This window comes from Maribacter sedimenticola (genome assembly GCF_900188415.1).
Lineage (GTDB): Bacteria > Bacteroidota > Bacteroidia > Flavobacteriales > Flavobacteriaceae > Maribacter > Maribacter sedimenticola.
Map to the genome: position 1 here is coordinate 159,327 of NZ_FZNV01000001.1, position 25,582 is coordinate 184,908.

Here is a 25,582-nt window from a genome sequence, read left to right on the forward strand (position 1 = left end):
ATGTTAACAGCCAACGGCTAATCTTCATAATCCGCATTCACCAAATCTATAACACTTTCTACCGTTGGTATTTTGGCTACTTTTACTTCTTTGAAATGTTCCCTGGCCGCTTTTGCAGTGGTTTCCCCTATGCAATATGCAATTTTATCTGCCGAATTTTCTTGAAGATAACTTTCAACGTTAGACGGACTAAAAAACATAATACCCTTAACCTCTTTCGGAATTTTTTTACCGGACAATTTGGTTCTATATGCTTCTACTGCATGTACCGTAATGTTATTTTCTTCCAAGATTCTAGGTAAATCTTCCAAACTTAAATTTCCATGAAAATAGGTGACCTCGGTACCGTTTAAATATTCGACTAAATAGTTGGCCAAATCGGTAGCGTTGTTTTCAAAATGTGCATTAATGCCAAATTTCTTTTTAATTAGTCGGCGTGTTTTTCTTCCCACGCAATACATATTTTCAAATTTTAGCTCATCAACACTACTGCTGGTTAAAACAGCCTCTACTGCATTTTTGCTGGTAAATACTACGTTTTTGTGCGCTTTTTTTAAAACGATGGGAGAAATACGGTTGGGACTTATTTTTATAAAATCGTCTGAATCTGCATTTGCTGCTATATTAAGACGTAGCTGCTGTTCATTGGTCAATTTTTTAGTAGAAAAAACATTGATAGGGTTGCCTGCATTGGCTAATTGGGTCATTAGTCTTTTCCCGCCTCTTGCCAATATACTTTTTGCGCAATCAATTCCCAGATTTTGATGTTTTCCTAGAGGAGCGGTCAATTCCGCCTCTAACTTTTTACTTCCATCAACATTTAATAATACCCCTTTTAGCGTAACAATATTTTCTTTGTTAATATAGGATAACGCGCCGATCGGTGCGCTACAACCCCCTTCCAATTCCCTAAGAAATTCCCTTTCCAAGGTAACACAGATATCGGTTTCCTCATGGTTCAGTTGTGCACATGCTTCACGAACTTCTTCATCATCCTCCATGGCTACTACCATAATTGCTCCTTGGGCAGGTGCGGGCAACATCCAAGTTAGTCCTATGGTATTCTCTGGCTCCAAACCAATACGCTCCAAGCCTGCAGCGGCAAAAATGGCACCGTTCCATTCATTGTTGTACAACTTTTCTAAACGGCTGTTTACATTGCCCCTTAAATCTACAACGGTGTGTGTAGGGTATCTGTTAAGCCATTGTGCCTGTCTACGTAAACTACCGGTAGCGATAATGGCATCACGTGCGCCCAAAAACTCTTCATTGTCCTTAAATGCCATGATATCCATGTAATTGCCACGTTTTAGAACTGCGGCCTTTACAATACCTTGCGGTAGGGCAGTGGGTACATCTTTCATGGAGTGTACGGCAATATCAATATCGCCATTGATCATGGCAATATCCAATGTTTTGGTGAAGACCCCCGTAATTCCTAATTCGTACAAGGGTTTATCCAAAATTAAATCTCCCGTAGATTTTACAGGAACTAATTTTACGGTATGTCCTAATGCTTGTAGTTGGTCTTTTACGGTATTTGCCTGCCATAGCGCTAACTCGCTATCGCGTGTGCCTAATCGTATTACTTTACTCATTTCTCGTCCAATTCTAATTGAAAAACTTTTTGGATAAATTCTAAACTTGAATTGGAATCTACCGAGTCATCTTTAAGATGATTTGCAAATTGTTTGGTTATTTTTTGAATGATTCTATTGGTTACGACATCTGCCTGATCTGCATTAAAATTGACCGTTTTTTTAGATTGATAGTCAAGTTCCTCATCTTTCATGGTCTTCAGCTTCTTCTTTAACGCTTTAATGACCGGAGCAAATTTTCTGGTTTCCAACCATTGGTTGAAATCGTGCATTACTTCTTCATTGATCGCTTCTGCTTCTGGAATGAACTGCTTTCTACGTTCCAAGGTTTCATCTGTCATTTGAGACAAATGATCTAAATGAATAACAGTGACATTATCCATGGAGGAGATGGCATCATCCACATTTTTTGGAACGGATAAATCTAAAATCAATAATGGTTTTTTGGTATATATCAGTTCTTTGGTAATCGTAGGTTTTTGTGCCCCTGTGGCCACGACCAGAATATCCGATTTTCTAATTTCTGATTGTAGATCCCCATAATCCTTGACCATAAGGTTAAACTTACCGGCAATTTTCTCAGCTTTGCCTTTGGTTCTATTGATCAAGGTGATGTGCGGATTTTTTGTGTGCTTTATTAAATTTTCACACGTATTGCGACCAATTTTACCTGTTCCAAAGAGTAAGATGTTCTTTTCCGAAACATGCTTTACGTTCTTAAGTATATACTGAACAGAGGCGAAAGCGACCGAGGTTGCCCCAGAAGAAATTTCCGTTTCGTTCTTTATACGCTTGCTGGCCTGTATGATGTTGTTGCACAACCGTTCTATGAACGGATTGGCAATGCCCAGCTCCTTGGAACGCTTAAAACTTTGCTTTAGCTGACTTATTATTTCAAAGTCACCAAGAATTTGGCTATCCAACCCCGTGCCCACTCTAAACAAATGATTAATGGCATCCTTGTTCTTATATACATATGCAACTTCTTGAAAAGCCTCTACCGTACCATTGGAATGGTCGCAAAGTAATTTGATAAGTTGAAAGGGGTGTTGGGCAAAACCGTGCAGTTCCGTTCTATTGCAGGTAGATGTGGCCAATAAGCCATCTATACCCTGTTTTTTAGCTTCAATGAGTAATTTTTTTACAGCTACTTCATCTAGGCTAAATTTACCACGGGCTTCGGCATCGGCCTTTTTGTAGTTAAGACCAATGGTATAAAAGGAGTTATGTTTAGAAATATGATAGTCCTTCATAAAGCGGATACAAAAGTATAGTCATCAACCGGATAAAAATAACGCTAGCGGTACAATTAGTAACGGATGCAGAATTTTTGGTCAAAAAATGATATTTATCAGTTAAATAGCTATAATTTTATACTGTTGAAGCCTTAATCATAATTTTTTATTTAGATGCTTTCTAAATAGATAATATATTTTTTTAGTACGATGAAAGAAAAAAATAACGCTCAAAGGTCATATGATGAAGTATTGATAGAAGATGGTTTGTATGTTCTTAAATTTCAGAATGAAGAGGATGTAAGTGTAGCCTATTCAAGGGAAATAAGTAAACGGTTCATACAATTTCATTTTTGTCTAAGAGGATGTGGTACCTTTTCATTCAACCAGGGCAGTTACAGTTTAAGCGTTACCGAGGAAAATTCCTTGCTGCTATACAATACGCAATTAGACCTTCCGCTAGATTTACGATTGGATCCAAAATCCGCCATGGTATCTGTGGTAATGACACTACGGAAATTTCATTCGCTCTTTACGGCAGAGGCGGATTATATTCCTTTTTTAAGTACGGACAATAAAGAGAAAAAATATTATGCACAGGAACCTTTTTCACCTTCAATAGCCGTAATTCTTAGTCAAATTATCAATTACAACCTGCATCCATCTATAAAGGCCTTGTACGTAAAGGGTAAAATTTATGAATTGATCGCACTATATTTTAATAAAAGCCCAAATGCGGATATTGAGCAGTGCCCGTATCTTGCGGATGAGGAAAATGTAAAGAAGATTAAAAAGGCCAAGGAAATTATATTGGCGAATATGGCAGAACCACCCACATTGGCGGAACTTGCCAGTGAAATAGGATTGAGCCTAAAACGATTAAAAGAAGGGTTCAAGCAAATTTACGGGGATTCTGTTTATAGCTTTTTATTTGACCATAAAATGGAGTATGCCAAACGTTTATTGGAAACGGGTCAATATAATGTAAACGAAATAGGCTTAAAAGTAGGCTATAGTACGGCTAGTCATTTTATAGCCGCTTTTAAAAAGAAATACAATACTACCCCAAAAAAGTATTTAAAGGCTTTAGTAGGTAATTAAATAGATGTTAATTGGGCCTAGCGACCATAATTCCGGTATTACTTTTAATCCCTTTTACATAGTCCGCAAGCGGTTTTTTGGAAATTTCGACCTGCATGGTACCCGTAGAAGCATGTAATAGATGAATTCTACCATCTGTTTCCCTTGTAGCAATACCGGTATGGGTGACATCGAGACCATTAATTGAAGTAGCGAAAGCAATGATATCACCAGATTGTATCAAATGTTCGTTCTCAGCTATTTTATCTTGTGCTAGTACACAAATAGCCTGATTGTTTAAAAAATTTTCCGAGTCCTTAATTTTTGAAAAATTAGTGTCATCTGCCAAAAACGGATATATATCTCTGTGGGTACTCATAAAGTTGATGTCCTTGGTAATTTCTTCACCGCCAATTTCACCGGTAATATCTTTAATCAGTCCTTTTTCAGCATTGTTGGCAATCCATTCAGAAAAATAATGTAGGCGTGATGCATACCCGTCTAAAGCCCCATTTTTATAACGGATGGTTTCCAGGTTTTTTAAATACGCCTCAAAAGAATTCTCTTGTTGCTTAAGCAACATGGAAAATGCCAATACATTTTCTACAAAGGTGGTACAATCCAGACCTTGTAGGTTTACGACTAAGGTTTCCGTATCACCAATTTCCAATGTTTTGGCTACATACGGTGTTTTCATAAATGTTTTGCCAACGCTAACCATGGTTGCGCCAAAATCACCTTGCAACAATTCGTCTATTTCAACTAGTTTATTCTCAACGGCTGCTCTGTCTTCTGGAGAGCAGGTGATTTCTTGGCATATTCCACAAGGAATTATGGTAAAAATAAATAGGACGGACAGTAACTTTTTCATGCAGTAAACTTATGCATTATTGTCTTTTGTATCACCTTGCTCCATTTGAATTCTTGTACGTACAATACTCTCAGGATAATTTTCCTGTAAAAAGGTAATGAGCTTTTCACGTACAAGCACCCTTAAATCCCACGCAGTAGATGAATCCTTGGCACTCATTAGGGCCCTTATTTCCACACAGCTTTGCTTGCTATCCGTAACTTGCAGTACGTTGACTTCCTTGTCCCATAAGGGTGTGCTCTCAAGAATTTTTGTCAATTCTTTCCTAAGTTCATCAAAAGGCACCTTGTAGTCCGTATATAAAAAGACCGTCCCTAAAATATCAGATGAGGTCTTGGTCCAGTTTTGAAATGGCTTCTCTATAAAATATGGGGTAGGTACGATCAACCTTCTTTTGTCCCAAATCTTTACAACTACATAGGTCAGGGTAATTTCCTCTATACGGCCCCATTCACCTTCAACAATTACCACATCATCCATTTTTATGGGTTGTGCAATAGCTATTTGAATACCGGCCAAAACGGTACCGATCATTTTTTGGGCAGAAAAACCTATTATAATACCCGCAACCCCTGCAGAGGCAAAAATACTGACCCCCAGCTCACGTATACTCTCAAAACTCATGAGCACGGCACCAATGGCCAAAATGATTATTGTAAAAATAAAAATACGTTCAAGAATATTAAATTGTGTATAGATCTTGCGTGCCTTGAGGTTGTTTTCTGCCCGTACATCATAATTACTGATGATGACTTTTTTGACCATTTTCAATAAGTTGAGCATGAGCCATGTAATAGAAAAAATGAACAGGACCGTACTGGCTTTTTTAAACCAATACCCATGTTCCTCAAGTTGTAATAAGGTACGCAATGATTCTGACCGTATTAGAATGCTAATGAAGGTAAAAAATATAGGCCAGCTAATTTTTCTAAAGGTCCCTTCAGGTAACAGGTATTTAGGGTCTTTGCCAAATTTTCGCAAGAAATGTGAGATTAGCCAATAGGCCACCAATATAGCAATGAGCGATGCAAGGAACAGATAGAAATCATTTTTTGGAATTGTATCAAATATCGTATTCATATCAATCGTGTCTGTTTTCTGTAGGTAACATACTAATTTTTAATAGCACTAAAAATTATTTAAGGAGATATTGGCAGGCTTTATATGGGTATAGAAAAACTATTGCCTAAAATTAAAATATCATCGATCATCAAGTGTTATTTTTGCATTCAAATATAAAACGTAAGCTATGAAAGGAGTTTTATTGGTCAATTTAGGTTCACCGGATAGTCCTACCCCAAAAGATGTTAAGCCATATTTAGATGAATTTTTAATGGATGAGCGCGTCATAGATGCCCCTAAATGGCTGCGTACTATTTTGGTTAGAGGTATAATTTTACAGACCAGACCAAAAAAATCTGCAGAGGCCTATGCCAAAATATGGTGGGAAGAAGGGTCTCCTTTAATAGTGTTCTCAGAACGATTTACCAATAAATTAAAACAACATACACAAATGCCCGTTGCTTTGGGAATGCGATATGGAACAATGACCATAAAAATTGCGCTGCAAGAGCTGAAGGATAAAGGCGTGGACGATGTGCTTTTGGTACCGTTATATCCCCACTATGCCATGTCAAGCTTTGAAACGGTCGTGGTAAAGGTGTTGGAAGATCAACAAAAGTTTTTTCCACAAATGTCCGTGACCACGTTACCGGCATTTTATAAAAATCCCGATTATATCCAAGCGTTATCGGAAAGTATCAAAGAAGGGTTGCAGGATTTTGATTATGACCATATATTATTTTCCTATCATGGTATACCAGAGCGCCATATTCGTAAAAGCGATCCAACAAGTTACCATTGCAAGATAGATGGTAGCTGCTGTAAAATCAATTCCGTAGCGCATAATACCTGTTATAGACATCAGGTCTATGATACTACCGAGATGGTCAAAGCTTATTTAGGATTGCCCGAAGAGCAGGTGAGTTCTTCGTTCCAATCCAGATTGGCGGGCGACCCTTGGCTAAAACCTTATACCGATTATGAATTTGAACGATTGGCAAAGGAAGGTAAAAAACGCTTGGCGGTTATTACACCTGCATTCGTAAGCGATTGTTTAGAGACTTTGGAGGAAATTGCCATGGAAGGCAAGGAGCAGTTTCTTGAAGCCGGAGGGGAAAATTATAAGCATATACCCTGTATGAACGATAATGATGCTTGGGTACAGGTTATGGCAAAATGGGTGAACGAGTGGGAGCGTACCGGTCTTTTGGCCGTTACACCAAGTACATAAACATAAAATTTAATTCTTAGAATATCACTGCTATGAAAATCGAAGAAATAGAATCTGCATTAGTACCGTTAAAAGAACAACTAAGGCAACACGAGCTATATACACAATTAACATCCATAGCCGATGTCCGTATTTTTATGGAGAACCATGTATATGCCGTTTGGGACTTTATGTCTTTATTAAAGGGACTTCAAAATCAATTGACATGTACCACCATACCTTGGAAACCGGTAGAAAATACCAATACAGCAAGGTTTATCAATGAAATAGTTGCCGAAGAAGAAAGTGATCAAAATGAAAAGGGACAATATAAAAGTCACTTTGAAATGTATACCGATGCCATGGAGGAGGTAGGTGCCAATACCTTACCTATTCGTGAGTTTTTGGAACAGGTATCAGGTATGGAACGCATTGAGGAAACAATAGATGCATTGCAAGAATCCCATGCCGTCAAAGACTTTTTGCAATTTACATTCCATGTCTTGAAAACCAATGAATCGCACAAAATTGCGGCTGCATTTACTTTTGGTAGGGAAGAATTGATACCGGATATGTTTTTAAAAATTATAGATCGCGCGGGAGAAGAAGCTTATCCTAAGTTGGGTTATTACCTGAAAAGACATATTGAATTGGATGGTGATGATCATGGACCATTATCATTAAAAATGATTCAGGAACTTTGTGGAGATGATGGGAAAAAATGGAAGGATGTACTGCAATATTCACAAGAGGCCTTACAACAGCGAATAAATTTATGGGATTTTATTGCTTCTAAAATCAAGGAGCAGTCTTTGGCCACCGTATAACCATCGCAATAATTAGCACAAAACCAAACTAGAATTGCACTATGGCAAACGTATCTTCAGATCAATTGGGATCGGATGCTATTTCAAAATTGCTGGTCAAACAGGCCGTACCTGCCAGTATTGGTATTTTGGTCATGTCACTAAATGTTTTGGTCGATTCAATCTTTGTTGGAAACTGGATCGGTTCCATAGCAATTGCGGCCATAAACGTTGTTTTGCCCGTTTCATTTTTTATAGGTGCTTTAGGTATGGCCATTGGTATTGGCGGTGCCAGTATGATATCTAGGGCACTAGGGGCCAACAATAGGGAAAAGGCGTTGAGAACATTTGGAAATCAAATTTGTATTACGCTTATGGTAACCGTGATCATGGTTACGGTTGGCCTTTCCTATGTGGATGAACTTATACCTGCTTTTGGCGGTAAGGGCTCTATTTTTGAAATGGCAAAAATCTATTATGTCATTGTATTGTATGGAGTGCCTTTATTGGCATTGAACATGATGGGTAATGCCGTAATTAGGGCAGAGGGTAAACCAAAATTTGCCATGATTGCCATGATAATACCATCAATTGGTAATTTATTGATGGATTTTATATTTATCAATGTATTGGATTATGGTATGCAAGGTGCTGCTTGGGCAACAACCATAAGTTATTTTTTATGCTTTAGTTATATTTTATATTTTTTTCTTTCCGGACATTCTGAGCTTAAATTATCGATTAGGCATTTAGGTTTTAATATTGTAGTTCTAAGGGAAATAAGTTCCTTGGGTTTTGTAACACTTTCAAGACAGGCAGTGGTCAGTGTCATTTATCTTTTAATGAACAATATTCTTTTTGATTTGGGCGGGGAGGCAATGGTGGCAGTGTATGCGATCATAGGTCGTATGCTCATGTTTGCTTTATTTCCTGTTTTTGGTGTTACCCAAGGATTTTTACCCATTGCCGGCTATAATTATGGTGCCGCTAAATATGGCAGGGTCAAAGAATCCATTTATACGGCTATCAAGTATGCAGCCATACTGGCTACAGTGGTCTTTACGGGTCTAATGATTTTTCCTGAAGAAATTGCAGGTCTCTTTCTTAGTCACAAGCCCAATATGAGCGATGTTGAACTTGCTACCAACGCCTTTGTACTTGAGAACACACCGTCCGCAATGCGTTGGGTTTTTGCTGCAACTCCTATAATAGCTCTACAACTGATCGGGGCAGCTTATTTTCAGGCCATTGGTAAAGCCGTTCCGGCATTATTGCTTACCTTATGTAGACAGGGATTTTTCTTTATTCCCCTCATTCTCATCTTGCCTAATTATTTAGGGGAACTGGGTGTTTGGATTTCCTTTCCAATTGCAGATGTGCTTGCTACGATCGTAACAGGTTATTTCTTAAAAAAGGAAATTGAAAAGAATTTGGTTTAATTCAATGGTTAATCAAACCTTTAAAAACATTTTTCGTAAGTAGCGTCAAAAACGCTAATGATTGCAAATATGGTTTTTATTTTATCACAATTGATTGCGGTTGCTATATTTTTATTGGTATGGAAACTGAAGGAATTAATTTCCAATCAAAATACATATATGAAGCTGCTAAAGGAAGAAGTTCCTTTAGCAGCTAAATTTAGAAATTAGATTAGTTAGCGGGCCGCGCATGAAGTAACTCCATTCCTGTAGACGACCTTGGCTTAAAACCAGTCCAATCCTTTTCGTTAGAATTTTCCTGTAGCTCTAAATATTTGGAATTATCCTCGTTCTTAAGATGTTGTCCCAGAAAAGCGGTCACAAAATGTTGGTTGACATTGTTTAATTTTCGTTGGTCCCATGATGGTTCTGCATACCTGTAATACTCATCTATGTGCAGACCTGGTGCCAATGCTTCCGCTGGTGGTGGGTTAGGGGCTACATTATGTCTTGCATTCTGGTATGTCAATAGGTAGCGGTCGGCATTTACTGCACCCTCATATATTGCCTTTATACCATTTTCATAACCTGAGATATCGTCTTGGCTGCCGGCAATAAAAAAGGTTGGTTTTTTTAGTCCCGTTAATCCTTCCGCATCCCAAACGCCCCTTTCCATGCCCCAGGGTGCAAATGCAACTACAGCTTTTATTCTTTCATCCGTTAATTTTTTATATTCCTCGTTTTTTGCAGTGTTGACTGCAATGGCGGTACTGCCCCCGGTCATCCCTGTAAAGAAACCAGCCAGTGCATCGCTATATCCTGCACCTGCTACATTTAAAACGCCGTAACCTCCCATAGAATACCCAATAATTCCTATGTTATTGGCATCTACTAAATTTTGCAACTTACTTTTTGAACCTTTGGAACCCAATTCTACCATTTGATCAATAACAAAACGTATATCCTTTGGTCTGTTCAATAGCGTACTTTGAAATGCGTTTGCATCCTTAAAAGTAGAATCCGTATGATCAATTGCCGCAACAATATATCCTTTGGAAGCTAAATTTTCGGTCAGGTACGTCATGAGATATCGTGAGCCAACATATCCATGGGAAACTACAATAAGTGGATAATTGCCTTGGTCTGTCAATGGTTTGGCATTCCTATACGCCCTACCTTTAAAAGTAAATGGTGTCAAAGGTCTAAGGCTATCATTGGCAGTCCCCATTACTTCATTATATACTACGGTTTTTTCTTGTGGATTTACATTGGCAGGATACCAAACCTCTATAGTAATTGGCCGATCATATAAGGGGTCTTTGCCTTCCTTGGTATTTAAAATATCTACCTGGCCTTTGTTTACAAGATTTATGGTCTGTACACCTACTTTATATTTTCCCCTTGCACTAAGTTTTGGTGCATCGGGTAACGGGTCTCCATATACAAATTCAGTTGTTTGTGCATTTGCCTCTGGTAACTGTACTCCGTTGAAGAACAAAATCAATAATGCAATTGATGTTAAAAGTACTTTATATTTCATATTTCGTTAGTTTATTTGTCTAAATATAGGAATACTTTAAATTTTAGATATTATTTTTGAATAATGTTCAACAATTATCTTCAACTATGAATCTGTAATTTCTTATTTATGGGGTATAAGGGCGTTTTGTGATGTTTAAACCTTAAACAGATAGTCATATTAGCATTGAAAATTTAATAGGGTAGCGCTATGCAATTTCATGATTTGGTAAAATTTCTTAAAATATGATGCTAATAAAATCTTAAAACAAACATTTGCGATTCAATTTGTTTAATTTTAGGTGAGACTAACTTCAAACTATTAAAATGAAAAAGCACCTGACCAATGCTGGCATACTTATGTTGGCATGTTTACTATTACCGTTATCTGTTCTATCTCAAAGAAGAAACAAATCGCAAAGTTCCGTACCCACCTATCCAGAAGAATTATATTCTAGTTTGGATTATAGATTGATCGGACCTTTTCGTGGAGGTCGTTCCGCTGCGGTTACCGGTGTGCCTGGTAAACCTAATTTATTTTACTTTGGCGCTACGGGAGGTGGTGTATGGAAAACATTGGATGGTGGCCGTACCTGGGAGAATATTTCAGATGGTTATTTTGGCGGAAGCATCGGTGCCGTAGAAGTAGCAAAAAGCGACCCTAATGTCATTTATGTTGGCGGTGGTGAAAAAACCTTAAGGGGTAACGTGTCATCTGGGTATGGTGTGTGGAAAACCGAAGATGGTGGTAAAACATGGGCTACCGCCGGTCTAAAACAAAGTAGGCATGTACCAAGATTACGTGTGCATCCTACAGATTATAATACAGTTTATGCTGCTGTACTTGGTGATATCTATAAACCAACAACAGACCGTGGTATATACAAAAGTACCGATGGTGGCAAAAATTGGAAACAGGTGCTTTTTGTAAACGAACAGGCCGGTGCGGTAGATTTAACCTTTGATCCTAACAACCCAAGGATATTGTATGCCTCAACCTGGCACGCACAACGTACACCTTACAGTTTAATTAGTGGTGGTGATGGGTCTGCACTATGGAAAAGTACCGATAGTGGTGAAACTTGGACCGAAATATCCAAGAACGATGGTTTTCCAAAAGATACCTTGGGTATTATTGGGGTTGCCGTTTCTCCTAAAAATTCTGAAAAGGTTTGGGCAATTGTAGAAAATAAGGAAAAAGGGGGCTTATATCGATCTGATAATGGCGGTAAAACGTGGTCAATGGTCAATTCGGAAAGAAAGCTAAGACAACGTGCATGGTATTACACTAGAGTGTATGCCGATACTCAAGATGAAGATGTGGTTTATGTGCTGAACGTAAACTACCATAAGTCCAGTGATGGGGGCAAGTCATTTAAAACATTTAACGCCCCACATGGTGACCATCATGATCTGTGGATTTCTCCTGAAAACGCCCAACGTATGATTATTGGTGATGATGGTGGCGCTCAAATTTCCTATGATGGTGGCGAAACATGGAGTACGTATTACAACCAGCCTACAGCTCAATTTTATAGGGTAACTACGGATAATTCTTTTCCTTATAGAATATATGTGGCACAACAGGATAACTCTACATTGCGCATTGATCATAGAAGTGATGGTGGTGCAATTGATGAGGGCAATTGGGAAGAAACGGCAGGGGGAGAATCGGCACATATTGCTGTAGACCCACTTAACAACGATATTGTATACGGCGGTAGTTATGATGGGTTTTTAACACGGATCAATCATAAAACCGGAACGGTAAGGGGTATCAATGTGTGGCCGGACAATCCCATGGGAGCCGGAGCCGAAGCAATGAAATACCGTTTTCAATGGAATTTTCCAATTATGTTCAGTAGACATAATCCTAAGAAACTATATACCTTTTCTAACTACGTACATGTAACGGAAAATGAAGGTCAAAGCTGGCAGGTTTTAAGCGGTGATCTAACGAGAAACGACCCTACAAAACTAGGTTCTAGTGGCGGTCCTATAACACAGGATAATACCAGTGTGGAATATTACTGTACCATTTTTGCTGCCAATGAGAGTCCGTTGAAAGAAGGTTTGCTTTGGGTAGGTAGTGATGATGGGTTAATACATGTTTCTAAAGATGCCGGTGCTACTTGGGAAAATGTTACTCCGCCGAATATGCCAGAATGGAATATGATCAATAGTATTGAGCCTTCTAATTTTGATGAGGGTACGTGCTATGTTGCGGCTACGAGATATAAGCTGGGCGATTTTCAACCTTACCTCTATAAAACAACGGATTATGGTAAGACATGGACGAAAATAACAAACGGTATACCCGCTGAACACTTTACCAGAGTTGTTCGTGAAGACCCAAAAAAGAAAGGTTTGTTATATGCGGGTACAGAAACCGGTATGTATATTTCATTCAACGATGGGGCTAGTTGGTCTTCTTTTCAAATGAATTTGCCAATTGTTCCAATAACGGATTTAACAATTAAAGATGATAATCTAATAGTGGCTACACAAGGTAGAAGTCTATGGATTATTGATGATCTTACCGTTTTACATCAGTTAGATGAATCTAAGAAAAGCGCGAGTACCGTTTTGTTCAAACCAAAGGATTCTTACCGTACCAAGGGTAGGGCTTCTAAAAAGCCTTCCAAAACATCGGGACAAAATTTAGAGAACGGTGTGATCACCCATTTTTTACTTAAGGATTATTCAGAAAAAGATACGGTTCAGCTGACCTATACCAGTATGGCAGGTGATACCTTGGCGAACTATAGTTCTATCTCAAAGAAAAAAGAGGAGAAGCTAGACCTTAAAAAAGGCGGGAACACTTTTGTTTGGGATACGCGAGGTAAAGGAGCTACCAAATTGGAAGGTATGATTTTCTGGTGGGCTAGTTTTGACGGGGCAAAAGCAGTGCCCGGTAATTATAAAGTGCATTTGAACGTAAACGGCAGCAATAGTAGCGAAACGTTTACCATTTTGCCAGACCCAAGAGCGGAGAGTTCTGTGGCAGAAATGCAACAGCAATTCGATTTTATTACCGATATCAACACTACCATCGAAAATGCGCATCAATCTATAAAGAAGATTAGAGATGTCACCAAGCAACTGAATTCATTTACGGAGCAGTATAAAGATGACGCCAGAACCAAAGATTTGATTGAAAAGGCAAAAGTGATGAAAGAAAAACTCGGTGAAGTAGAGAAGGCGCTGTATCAGACCAAAAATAGAAGTCGTCAAGATCCCTTAAACTTCCCTATCAAGCTCACTAACAAATTAGGTCATTTAAACAGTTTGGTCTCAATAGATGATTTCCCGCCCACAGAGCAAGACATCGCCGTAAAGAATGAACTGACAGCCAAAATCAATAAAGAACTTCAGATTTTTAATGAAGTAATATCATCAGAACTCAAAGAATTCAACAAAGAGTTTAATGAATTGAACTTGAACTATTTGTTTATTGAAGACGGAAAGTAAAAATCCATCAACAGAAACCTCTCTATTTTTTAGGGAGGTTTTTACTTTTCAGATAAAACCTAACAGCCACACATGAAAAAACAATTACTCTACTTTGTAACGGTACTGGCAACCACCATAACTTTTGCACAAACTGCCAATGATTATTTTGAACCTTTAAAATTTAGAAATATTGGTCCGTTCAGGGGTGGGCGGTCGGTAACCGCTACGGGCGTTATTGGTGACCCCATGACGTACTATATGGGTACGACAGGTGGCGGAGTTTGGAAAACCGAATCTGCAGGGCAACGGTGGGAAAATATTTCTGATGGATATTTTGAAATGGGTTCCGTTGGTGCTGTTTCGGTATCGGGATCTAACCCTAATATTGTGTATGTTGGTATGGGTGAACATGCGCCACGAGGTGTAATGACCTCTTACGGAGATGGTGTATTTAAATCTACGGATGCCGGAAAAACATGGAAGAAATTGGGACTTGATAAAACCCAGCATATTTCGCGAATAATCATCCACCCTACAAATCCAGATATTGTTTATGTTGCCGCGCAAGGAGCTCTTTTTGAAGGCAATGCGGAGCGTGGTATCTATAAATCTACGGATGGAGGCAAAACGTGGAAAAATACGTTGTTCGTAAACAACTTAACCGGTGCCTCTGAACTGTCTATGGATGCCAATTATCCAGAAATTATGTATGCTGCCATGTGGGAACATCAACGTATGCCCAATATGGTGGTAAGTGGCGGTCCCGGTAGTGGACTTTATAAATCTACCGATGCAGGTGAAACATGGCATAAAATACACAAAGGGTTACCTGAGGAAAAAGGAAAAATGGCTATTGCCGTTAGTCCGTCTAATTCCGATAAGGTATATGCATTAATTGAAAGTGATTCCAATGCGGACAAAGGTGGTCTGTTCGTTTCAAATGATGCTGGGGAATCTTGGAGTATGGTCAGTGGCGATAATCGTTTGGTACAACGGGCATGGTATTACATAGAGGTTTTTGTAGACCCTAATGATGAAGATACCGTTTATGTGTTGAGTGCTCCTGCTTTACGATCAGAAGATGGTGGTAAAACCTGGGAGGATCTAGATGTTGCACATGGCGATACGCACGATTTATGGATTAACCCTAATAACTCTAAAAATATGATCTTGGCAGATGACGGTGGCGCATCCGTTTCTTTTGATTATGCTAAAACGTGGTCTACACAGAATAATATGCCAACAGCACAGTTTTATAGAATTAGTGTAGACAATCTATTTCCGTATAATATTTATGGTGGTCAACAGGATAATACTTCTGTAAAAATTGCAAGTTTGTCTACAGGTAGCGGTAGTATTACAACAAGGGATTGGACCGATTCTGCCGGTGGTGAAAGTGCTTTTTTGGCATTTGACCCAGATAACCCAAGGTATGTTATGGGCGGTCAATATTTAGGTACTGTTGAGGTAATGGATATGGTGTCAAAATCGGCTACCCAAATTATGCAAGCGCCTATTCAGTATTTAGGTCGCGAGGCTAGGGATATGAAATACTTGTTCAATTGGAACGCCCCAATTATAGCTTCGGTACATGAACCCGGAACTTTTTACCATGGTGCCCAATATGTTTTTAAAACTACGGATATGGGTAAAACGTGGGAGATTATTTCGCCAGACCTTACACGTGATATCGATGCAAAACAAGGAAATGGTGGAGGTCCGTATACCAATGAAGCTGTTGGTGCGGAAAATTACGGTACGTTGGCATATATCTTGGAATCTCCACACGAAAAAGGATATATCTGGACCGGAAGTGATGATGGCTTGGTGCATTTGACCAAAAACGGTGGAGAAACTTGGGAGAATGTTACCCCTAAAGGGTTAAAGGAATGTTTGATCAATGCCATTGAAGTTTCTCCGCATGATCCTGCTACGGCTTATATTGCTACCACAAGGTATAAGTTTAATGACTACACACCTGGCTTTTATAAAACAACCGATTATGGCAAAACATGGACGGCAATTAACTCAGGGATTCCGTATGGCGCATTTACCCGCGTAGTTCGTGAAGATGAGTTTAAGAAAGACCTGTTATATGCAGGTACCGAAAAAGGAATGTATGCATCATGGAACGGAGGTAAATCTTGGGAGCCTTTTCAATTAAATTTGCCAAAAACCCCTATTACCGATTTAAAAGTTCATAAAGGTGACTTAGTAGTGGCTACTTCTGGACGCTCGTTTTGGATTTTGGATGATGTCGTTGCCTTAGGTCAATATCAGCCTTCTAAAAAAGGACTTCAGATGCTGAAGCCAAAAGAAGCCTATAACGGTTCTTGGGGCAGTCCTTTAAATGGTGATTCTTCAAAATTTACGGGCAGTGATCCTTTTGAAGGTGTCAACCCTGCAAATGGTGTGGTATTGTATTATGAACTTCCAAAATTAAAAGATAGTACGGCTATAACTTTAGAAATTACAGATGCTAAAGGAAAAGTAATCAGAACTATAAGTTCCGAAAAAGATCCTTCTTACAAACCTCATAATGGTGGTGGTGCTCCGCCGGCACCGGTTTTAAGTAAAAATGAAGGTTTAAACCGTTTTGTTTGGGATATGAAACATCCTATTATGCCAGGAATACCAGATGTCTATATTGAAGCTGGTTTTACAGGTCATAAAGTTTCTCCTGGTAACTACACTTTTACGTTAAAGGTTGATGATCAAAAAGTGACTACTACGGGTATTATAAAAGAATTGCCTACCTATGAAACAAAACCTGGACAGTACCAAGAGTTCGATGTATTTATGACCGCTGCCGAAGCAGAATTGACCGCAATGCACAATATGGTCAATCAATTATATGCAGCTCAAAAAGAGTTGACAACGATTTTAAAGAAAGTAACGGATCCAACGGTGAAATCTGTAGGTGAAAAACTATTGGCCGATATGAAGGCCTGGGATGCTGAAATGGTGCAACGTAAATCCCAAGCTTATGATGATGTAGAGAACTTTCCTAATAAGTTTACGGCTGAATACCTGTTCATGATCAACCAGACCAATAGCAGTATCCCAAGATTGAATAAGTCTAGTACAGACAGAAAGACTGAATTAGACGCGCAATGGACAGGTCTAAAAGCTAGGGGAACTCAATTAAAGAATACAGTAATACCTGCTTATAATAAAACCCTGTGGGATGCAGGAATTGGGGCAATAAGATTATAATATGAGTTTTATGCGCTTTTGCTAACTTTGAATTTCATTATAATAAGAAATGAGAATTGAGCTTGAACTTGTTTTTTGCTCTTAAACTTGTTTTAGAACTTGAGTTTGTTTTTATAATCCTATGTCAGAATATTACAATTATATAAAGTCCTTGCATCTCATCTTTGTGATCACATGGTTTGCAGGGCTTTTTTATATACCTAGGTTGTTTATTTATCATATTGAGGCGAATTCTAAACCTTCTCCTGATAAGGAAATTCTATCAAAACAATTGAAGTTGATGACCAAACGCTTGTGGTATATCATTACTTGGCCGTCAGCTATATTGGCCACTTTTTTTGCGGTGTGGCTATTAGTTATTTATCCAGGCTGGCTAACACAACCTTGGATGCATGTAAAACTTGGTTTTGTGCTATTATTGATTTTGTACCATTTAAAGAATCATCAAACTTTTAAAAGGTTTCAGAAAGATGATATTAGATATACATCTAACTACATGAGAATATGGAACGAAGGGGCAACTTTAATACTCTTTGCCATTGTTTTCTTGGTCATTCTTAAACATTCCTTCAATTGGATTTTTGGAGTTATAGGAATTATTGTATTGGGTGTGTTGTTAATGCTGGGGATTAAGCTTTACAAGCAAATTAGAAACAAGAATCCCGAAGCTTAAATTGACCAAAAATTAAATACCGGTTTTTTTTCCTTATCTTAAAATATCATTGACGTCTTGGCCTCCTGTGCAGCAATTTTAGCTTTGGGTAAAGTTAATTTAAACGTGCTTCCTTTTCCTTCACCTGCAGATGCAGCAGTGATGGTTCCTCCATGTGATGTGGCTATTTTTTTCACCATGTAAAGACCCAACCCTGTTCCCTGTACATTATTATGAAAACGTTCAAAAGGTGTAAAAAGTTTTTCTAGCGCATGCTCATTCATGCCTGAGCCATTATCATGCACTAAAAAGCTATTGGTGTCACCATTATTTTCAAATTCTACACGTATTTTCGGATTTGGTTGGTCTCCCATATACTTGATGGCATTATCTAAAAAGTTACCAAAAACTTGAATTATCCTGTTACGGTCGCCAAAAATATCTGGTAAGTTTTCGGTTATGGTAAGGTCAATATTCTGTGTATTCAATTTGCTTTTAATAAGGTTACTTGATACATTCAGTATTTCATTGGTTTTCAATAACTCATTTTTATTCTCGATTTTTCCTAGCCTGGCAATTTCCGTAATATCAGAAATTAATTCGTTCATATTAGTACAAGAAACATCTATTAGGTTCAAATACTCCAATACTCCCGGATGATCTTCTATGGACATTTCTGTGGGTATAAGACTGGCTAGACCTTTAATATTGCCTAAGGGACTTTTTAAATCGTGGGAAACCGCAAATGCAAATCGCTGTATTTCTTCATTTTTTGATTCTAATTCATTTGCAGCTACAATGAGTTTGTTTTTTTGATGCTGTAGTTCTTTTGTTCGTTGTGCTACATTTAATTCTAATTTTCTTTGATATTTTTTAATTGACCTTAGTTTAAGGTGATATGCAAGGTAGATTAGAAGAATAACGAAAGCAATAAGCAACGTTATAAACCACCACGTTTGCCAATACGGAGGTGTAATGGTAATAAATAATTTTTTTTCATTATCAATCCAGACTCCGTCAGAATTGGTAGATTTAATTTTTAAAGTATAATTTCCAGGGTTTAAGTTTGTGTAGGTAGCAGTAGGTTTATTGCCTACATAATTCCAGTCTTTTTCAAAACCCTCCAGGTAAAAAGCGTAGTTTACATTTTCTGGATGCCTAAAAGTAAGGGCTTTAAAATCAAAATTAATTACAGATTGGTCGTAATTAAAGGTCAATGAATCTACCAGAGATATATCCTTTTTTAAAACGCCAAAATCATCGTTAGGTAATACTGGTTTATTAAAAATCTTAAGTCCTGAAATAAATAACGTAAGTGCGTCTTTTCTTTTTTCAACTTCGTTGGCGGTAAATACATTATATCCGTTAATGCCCCCAAAAATATACTCTCCTTTACTGGTAGTTATTGATGAGCTTGCTATAAATTCATTAGATTGGAGGCCATCACCTACATCGTAATTAATTGTTTCATCTGTATTGGTATTATATCTAATGATGCCATCTTCAGTACTTAACCATAAGTGGTTATTCTTATCATCTATAATACCCTTAACTGCATCATTTTTAAGGCCGTTTAATTTTGTGATAGACTGAAAAGAATCGGTTTCAGGAATATATTTGTTAAGTCCCCCTTGTGTGCCTACCCAAATGGTATTCTCGGTATCTTGAATGATTGAATTAACAAATCTATTACTTAAGGTTTTTTGTGTGTGATAATGAGTACTTGACCATGAGTTATCCTTTTCGGTCAATTTAAATAAACCAGAGTTTAATGTTCCAACCCAGATATTGCTTTGTTGATCTTCAAATATCTTATATAATGCATTAACGTCTGAACCATCTATATCCGATTTTAAAGGTATATCCTGGTGTGTATTGGTAGTAGGATTATATACTTGTACTCCTGCAAAGTAATTTAAAATCCAAATACGCCCCTTTTTATCTTTTAACAGGTCAATTATTATATTTGATTTTAAAAATGAATTTTCTGCGGTTAATACGCTATATTTTTTAGTGTTTGTATTAAAAACAGCTATTCCATGAGTCCATGTTCCTGCCCAGAGTTCATTTTCATCTGTCATTAAAATTGAAAGTACAACATTGCTGTTAAATGTTTTGTTCTTTAAGGAATAGTTGTCAAAAGTATCCAAAGATCTGTCCCAGTAATCCAAGCCGCCGCCATCAGTACCAATCCATAAATTTCCTTTTCTGTCCTCTACAAAGCAGTTGACCAATTTGTGACTTAAAGACTTAGGGTTGAACGGGTCTGGCTTTACATGCTGAAATTTAAAGAAATCTTTATCATAAAAACTAAGTCCGCTTTTATAAGGGGCTATCCACATAGTACCGTCTCGTGTACATAACAAGGACCAAATAGAATCACCAGAAAGGGAACTGGGTCTTGTGACACTGTATTGAATATGTCTTATAAAATCTAGGTTGCTTGAATAAATGTATAAACCATTATTTTCTGTACCTATCCAGAGCTCACCAACTAAATTTTTTTCTAAAGAGAGAATAGCAAAACCTGGACTGACCTCTTTTTCTTTGGAAATAATGAGTGATGTATCTTGGACTTTTAACTTAAATAATGAACCGCTACTAGAACCCATTAGAAAAGTATTTTCCGGTAGCTTTATACTAGAAATAATTTCATCTTTCTGTGGTATTGTACTAATTATTTCAAGTTCAGAATTTAATATCAGCGTATCATATGTAAAAACAGCAAGTATTAGATCTGGGCCTAATAGTTCTATTTGTATAACTTTATTTGTTCTATGGTTATCAAGTTTTAAGTGATTATTAGGGGGTGGAAAATGTTTTATTTTTCCTGTTTCTATTTCGTATTTATAAAGACCCTCAGATTCTGCGCCTAACCAAAGTGTATTATCTTTTTTAACTATAGTTTCAAAAACTATATTTTTAATTGTTTCACCTTCGTTCTTGAATGGGTAGGGCGTTATAATATTTAAATCACGATTATATACGTTAAGACCTTCATTGGTTCCTATAATAATATTTTGACCATCCTCATATAAAGCAACAATGTATTCATGATTAAGCCCAGTTTTGCCATCTGTACTTTTATTATATATTTCAAAATCTTTTCCGTCATAACGGTTAAGACCATTTCGGGTACCGATCCAGATAAAACCAAAACTATCTTCCATTAGAACAGTAGCGCTACTTTGCGACATTCCTTCTTGTATATGTTGAAAGGTAAGAGGCTCTGTGTATTGAGAATGAGCGTTGTAAAAAGAAAGAATAGCTATAAAAAGGGTGATAAACTTGAATCCAAATTTTAATGGCATACCACAATTTTAAAGATGTACTTTATACTAACGCAAATAATTGTAAGAAATTACTTTCAAAATGGTTTTTTGATTAAAATAATTTTTACATGAGTTTGATTATAAATGCGTTATATTTTTTTATGCTGAAATTGTTCGCATAATAATGTGCGGTTTATTAATACCGATTATAGTCTGCTTGGTAGTCACATGTTAATAACCTCAGGTTTAGATTTTTTGCTTGAACTTTATATTTAATATGTTTTGGTGCGATATTTGCTAACTTTAGACGAAATAGCAGAATCTTGTTAACGAAGGTATCTTTACGGTCGCGTATTTTCTTATCCATGATATTTTTGGTGCTCATTGCATCGGTTTTGATTGCTGGTGTAACGGTATACCAATACCGGGAGCAATCCAAGGATTACCATGAAAACAGAATGGAACGTAAGGAAGAACAGATTAGGCAGAGTATTGATCTAGCCATTCAGAAAACTACCTATCCCGTTACTACAGAAAACCTGGGCCTCATATTTAAAAATGAAATTTATGAGATTGCCGTTGTGCAGAACATGAACTTCAATATCTATAGCCTAGATGGGGAGCTTATAAAAAGTTCACGTCCAAAGTTTGCAAATGATTCTATCTCCATGTGCCTGGATGCCGAGGTTCTAAATCAATTGGAAATTAGTCCTAATAAACGTTATGTACGTGAAAATGCTTTGGCAGGGGATAAATATAAAGCATCGTTCACCTATATCGCAGACCAAAAGTTTAAACCTATTGGTATTCTAAATCTTCCCTATTTTGAGGACAACTCATTTAACGATTATGAGCTAAAGGAATTCTTAATGCGCTTGTCCGGGGTGTACTTGCTCATGCTTCTTATGGCTATTTTATTCGCCTTTTTCATTTCAAAATATATTACCCGGTCGTTGGAGACCATTTCCGATATGATGGAACGGACGGACCTTAGCAAGCAGAACAAAAAGATATTTATAGAAAATCCCGGAGAGGAAATTGAAAAATTAATTGGCGCATACAATGGCATGATAGATGAATTGGGGCATAGTGCGGTTAAATTGGCAAAAAGTGAGCGTGAACAAGCATGGCGCGAGATGGCCAAGCAAGTAGCGCATGAAATTAAAAATCCCTTGACGCCCATGCGCTTAAGCGTACAAAGTTTTGAACGTAAATTTGACCCCAATGACCCCAACATTCACGAAAAAGTAAAGGAATATTCCAATACACTTATTCAACAGATAGATACCATGAGCAGTATTGCCTCTGCATTTTCAAATTTTGCGGAAATGCCGGCACAGCAGAATGAAACCTTAAACGTGGTCAAGATCGTAAAACTAGCTTTGGACATCTTTAATGAGGATTATATCCATTTCATTGCAGATGAGGAAGAAATAATCGCCAAGTTAGACCGTACACAATTAATACGTGTGGTCACAAATTTGGTAAAGAATGCCATACAGGCCGTTCCTGATGTAAAATCCCCAAGGGTATTGGTAAGTGTTGCTTCTGAAGGGAACATGGTGAAAATATCCGTAGCGGATAATGGCCACGGAATTGAAAAAGACCATGAGGAGAAAATTTTTGAACCAAAGTTTACCACCAAAACAAGTGGAATGGGACTTGGCCTGGGAATGGTCAAAAATATTGTGGAAACTTATAAGGGAACTATTAATTTTACTTCCCAACCCGGTAAGGGTACCGTATTTTGTGTAAAATTCCCAAAAGAAAACGTTTAATCAGACAATACTTAAATCATGTCATACAATAATATTTTAGTCCAAAAACAATTACCAACAGCTATAGTAACCATCAATCGGCCCAATAAATTAAATGCCTTGAACAAGGACACTATTGGTGAACTGCACAATGCATTTAAGGACTTGCAGAAAGACAAGGATGTAAAAGCCATTGTACTAACGGGTAGTGGAGAAAAAGCCTTTGTAGCAGGTGCCGATATTTCTGAATTTTCGGATTTTAGTGAGAAAGAAGGCAAGAAACTGGCTGCCAAAGGACAAAAGCAACTGTTCAATTTTATAGAAAATAGTTCTACCCCGGTTATAGCCGCAATCAATGGTTTTGCATTGGGCGGCGGACTGGAATTGGCCATGGCGTGCCATTTTAGGGTTGCAAGTAACAATGCTAAAATGGGTCTGCCAGAGGTTTCATTAGGGGTTATACCGGGTTACGGCGGTACCCAACGTCTACCACAACTGGTAGGTAAGGGCCGTGCAATGGAAATGATTATGACTGCAGGTATGATTACGGCAGACCAAGCATTGGCTTATGGTCTGGTCAACCATGTAACTTCACCAGAAGAATTATTGCCCCTCTGCCATAAAATTATAGGAAAGATTACCAATAACTCGCCTGTAGCCATTGCTTATGCAATAAAAGCGGTAAATGCTGGTTTTAAGAATACTGTAAATGGTTATGAGCAGGAAATTGAAGCTTTTGGCGCTTGCTTTGGAACAGATGATTTTACCGAAGGTACATCAGCATTTTTGGAAAAAAGAAAAGCGGAATTTCCAGGTTCATGACATAAACCAAAGGGGTTATGTTAAAACGTAGCATTTTCTTATTTTTTCTATGTATCAATGTTTTTACGGCTCTTGCCCAAGAAGAGTTGGTAACCTATACCATTGGAGAAAAGTTCAATGATAAGTACAGGTATTCAAATATGTTGGCCATTGCAGATGATGGTAACGGGGGTACGGTTGTCGTTAGAGCATATTATACGGGCATTATCCTAAAACCAAAGGGCTATTTTATTGAACATTATAATAAAGATCTGGAATTGATTTCGGAGTTCAATTATAAGCTGAAGGACGCTAATTTTATTGATGCCTATGTGCGAAACGGCCAGGTTTACCTATTGTTTCTTGAGTATAGCTTTAAAAGCAGCAGTTATGTTTATGAAGTGCATCGTAGTCCGTTTACCCAATTTCAGTTTACAAAAGAAACTATTCTATCCATAGCTTCAGAACCAGTAGTACAGCCGTTGGATCGTAATTACTATAATAGAAATTTTACTTCTGGTTTTACGACCTCTGTTCTGTTCAATGATGACAAATCTGCATTTGCGATTACAACGCATTACAAGAAAAGAAAAGTAGATCAGCATTTTATTCACGTGTTCAATGCCAATTTGAGCAAAATAATGGAGCATGATTTTTCTGATGAGGTAGAGGAAAAGAACTATGCTTTTGAAAATTTAGTGTTTTCCAAAGATTTGCAACATGTATATTTAGTAGGAAAAGCTTATTTTAAGAAAAAAAGGTTTAATGCTACAGAGCGTAAGTTTCAATATGAAATGGTACGTATTTCAAAGACCGGGCGTAGTGTGCAATCTTTTTATACCCCAGGTAAATTTCCAGAAGCCTTAAAACCCATATTCAAAGGTAGCGACCTGCTTTGTATAGGTTTTTATGCGGATAGAAAGGACAATCGTTATAACGGAATATCATTTTTTAAATTGAATCCGCTTTCATTGGAGTTGGAAAAAAGTAAGTTCAATCCGTTTTCTGAGCAATTCATGATAGATAAGTTTGGAAGGGAAGAAGATAAGGCCGTTAAAAATTTGGTCTTTAAAGGAATGGATATCACCAAAGAGGGTAATATATTATTTAATGCAGAGGAATATTTTACGAGTAACAGTGTACAATCCAATTCTAGTGGTGGCAGGGTCAAAATTACACGCTACCACCACAATGATATCATCAGTGCGAAATTAAGCGACCAAGGGGATTTAATATGGGCCAGGAACATCAATAAGACAGAAGTAACACAGGGTGATGGTGCATATGCTTCCTATAGTGCTTATACCAAAGATGACGACACCTATTTTTTTATTAGTACATCTGCAGAAAATCCACAACAGTTAAGTGATGACCGCATCATGTTCAAACAAGGTTTTAGCAGGAATAGAAACGTCTTTTTAATCCTATTAAATGAAGACGGACATATGAAATACAACAAGGTCATTGATGATACGGAGGCGCGCTTGCCTTTAATGGTTTCCGTACCTTTTATTGATAGGCAAAACGATGCCTTGAAATTTTATGCTAAGCGTGGTACTAAAAAACAATTGGTACAAGTCGCTGTTAAATAAAATCATTGTTAGGATATTTTCCATATTTTTGGAATAAATCC

The 25,582-nt window shown here is 37.6% G+C and carries 16 protein-coding genes; 10 read left to right on the plus strand and 6 right to left on the minus strand.

All coding sequences use genetic code 11. From position 1 onward, the window contains the following. Nucleotides 1-17: 17 nt before the first annotated feature. Both hemC and hemA read right to left on the minus strand, forming a co-directional pair. The gene (gene hemC / locus CHB68_RS00710) at nt 18-1,598 is read right to left on the minus strand and encodes a hydroxymethylbilane synthase (RefSeq protein WP_089258584.1); all 1,581 of its coding nucleotides are present in this window, start codon (nt 1,596-1,598) and stop codon (nt 18-20) included. After that, a complete protein-coding gene (gene hemA / locus CHB68_RS00715) occupies nt 1,595-2,851 on the minus strand; it encodes a glutamyl-tRNA reductase (protein WP_089258586.1) in 1,257 nt (418 codons plus the stop codon). Before hemA ends, hemC begins: the two co-directional genes overlap by 4 nt. A gap of 192 nt (nt 2,852-3,043) precedes the next feature. Here hemA and CHB68_RS00720 point away from each other — a divergent pair, with 192 nt between their 5' ends. Beyond that, complete coding sequence (locus CHB68_RS00720; protein WP_089258588.1) at nt 3,044-3,934, plus strand: helix-turn-helix domain-containing protein; 891 nt, start codon at nt 3,044-3,046, stop codon at nt 3,932-3,934. Between the two features lie 7 nt (nt 3,935-3,941). Here CHB68_RS00720 and CHB68_RS00725 read toward each other — a convergent pair whose 3' ends face one another. Further along, nucleotides 3,942-4,784: an N-acetylmuramoyl-L-alanine amidase-like domain-containing protein gene (locus CHB68_RS00725; RefSeq protein WP_089258590.1), complete on the minus strand. Its 843-nt coding sequence runs from the start codon at nt 4,782-4,784 to the stop codon at nt 3,942-3,944. Between the two features lie 9 nt (nt 4,785-4,793). Beyond that, nucleotides 4,794-5,864 (minus strand): mechanosensitive ion channel family protein, encoded by a 1,071-nt coding sequence (locus CHB68_RS00730; protein ID WP_089258592.1) that lies wholly within the window; start codon nt 5,862-5,864, stop codon nt 4,794-4,796. Nucleotides 5,865-6,033: 169 nt separating this feature from the next. Between CHB68_RS00730 and hemH the strand changes: the two genes are divergently transcribed. From hemH to CHB68_RS00745, 3 genes are read left to right on the plus strand one after another with little or no spacing between them, the layout of a single operon-like run. After that, entirely contained in the window at nt 6,034-7,077 is a 1,044-nt protein-coding gene (gene hemH, locus CHB68_RS00735; RefSeq protein ID WP_089258594.1) for a ferrochelatase, read from the plus strand. 32 nt (nt 7,078-7,109) lie between these two features. Next, nucleotides 7,110-7,883, plus strand: coding sequence for a DUF3050 domain-containing protein (locus tag CHB68_RS00740; protein ID WP_089258596.1), 774 nt, complete (start codon nt 7,110-7,112; stop codon nt 7,881-7,883). Nucleotides 7,884-7,924: 41 nt separating this feature from the next. Then, nucleotides 7,925-9,301 (plus strand): MATE family efflux transporter, encoded by a 1,377-nt coding sequence (locus CHB68_RS00745; RefSeq protein ID WP_089258598.1) that lies wholly within the window; start codon nt 7,925-7,927, stop codon nt 9,299-9,301. 211 nt (nt 9,302-9,512) lie between these two features. Here CHB68_RS00745 and CHB68_RS00750 read toward each other — a convergent pair whose 3' ends face one another. After that, nucleotides 9,513-10,820, minus strand: coding sequence for an alpha/beta hydrolase family protein (locus CHB68_RS00750; protein WP_089258600.1), 1,308 nt, complete (start codon nt 10,818-10,820; stop codon nt 9,513-9,515). Between the two features lie 305 nt (nt 10,821-11,125). On the opposite strand from CHB68_RS00750, the gene CHB68_RS00755 reads away from it, so the two are divergent. From CHB68_RS00755 to CHB68_RS00765, 3 genes are all read left to right on the plus strand, one after another. Further along, nucleotides 11,126-14,269, plus strand: a complete 3,144-nt coding sequence (locus tag CHB68_RS00755) for a VPS10 domain-containing protein (protein ID WP_089258603.1) — start codon at nt 11,126-11,128, stop codon at nt 14,267-14,269. Between the two features lie 72 nt (nt 14,270-14,341). Beyond that, nucleotides 14,342-17,467, plus strand: a complete 3,126-nt coding sequence (locus tag CHB68_RS00760) for a VPS10 domain-containing protein (protein WP_089258605.1) — start codon at nt 14,342-14,344, stop codon at nt 17,465-17,467. 121 nt (nt 17,468-17,588) lie between these two features. Next, nucleotides 17,589-18,140: a CopD family protein gene (locus CHB68_RS00765; RefSeq protein WP_089258607.1), complete on the plus strand. Its 552-nt coding sequence runs from the start codon at nt 17,589-17,591 to the stop codon at nt 18,138-18,140. A gap of 38 nt (nt 18,141-18,178) precedes the next feature. Here the strand turns inward: CHB68_RS00765 and CHB68_RS00770 are convergent, their stop codons facing one another. Then, entirely contained in the window at nt 18,179-21,430 is a 3,252-nt protein-coding gene (locus CHB68_RS00770; protein WP_245838726.1) for a ligand-binding sensor domain-containing protein, read from the minus strand. Between the two features lie 326 nt (nt 21,431-21,756). Between CHB68_RS00770 and CHB68_RS00780 the strand changes: the two genes are divergently transcribed. From CHB68_RS00780 to CHB68_RS00790, 3 genes are read left to right on the plus strand one after another with little or no spacing between them, the layout of a single operon-like run. Continuing rightward, entirely contained in the window at nt 21,757-23,169 is a 1,413-nt protein-coding gene (locus CHB68_RS00780; RefSeq protein WP_089258611.1) for a sensor histidine kinase, read from the plus strand. Nucleotides 23,170-23,187: 18 nt separating this feature from the next. Continuing rightward, nucleotides 23,188-23,970 (plus strand): enoyl-CoA hydratase/isomerase family protein, encoded by a 783-nt coding sequence (locus tag CHB68_RS00785; RefSeq protein WP_089258613.1) that lies wholly within the window; start codon nt 23,188-23,190, stop codon nt 23,968-23,970. A 17-nt stretch (nt 23,971-23,987) separates the two neighbouring features. Next, nucleotides 23,988-25,541: a hypothetical protein gene (locus tag CHB68_RS00790; protein WP_089258615.1), complete on the plus strand. Its 1,554-nt coding sequence runs from the start codon at nt 23,988-23,990 to the stop codon at nt 25,539-25,541. The last annotated feature ends 41 nt before the right edge of the window (nt 25,542-25,582 follow it).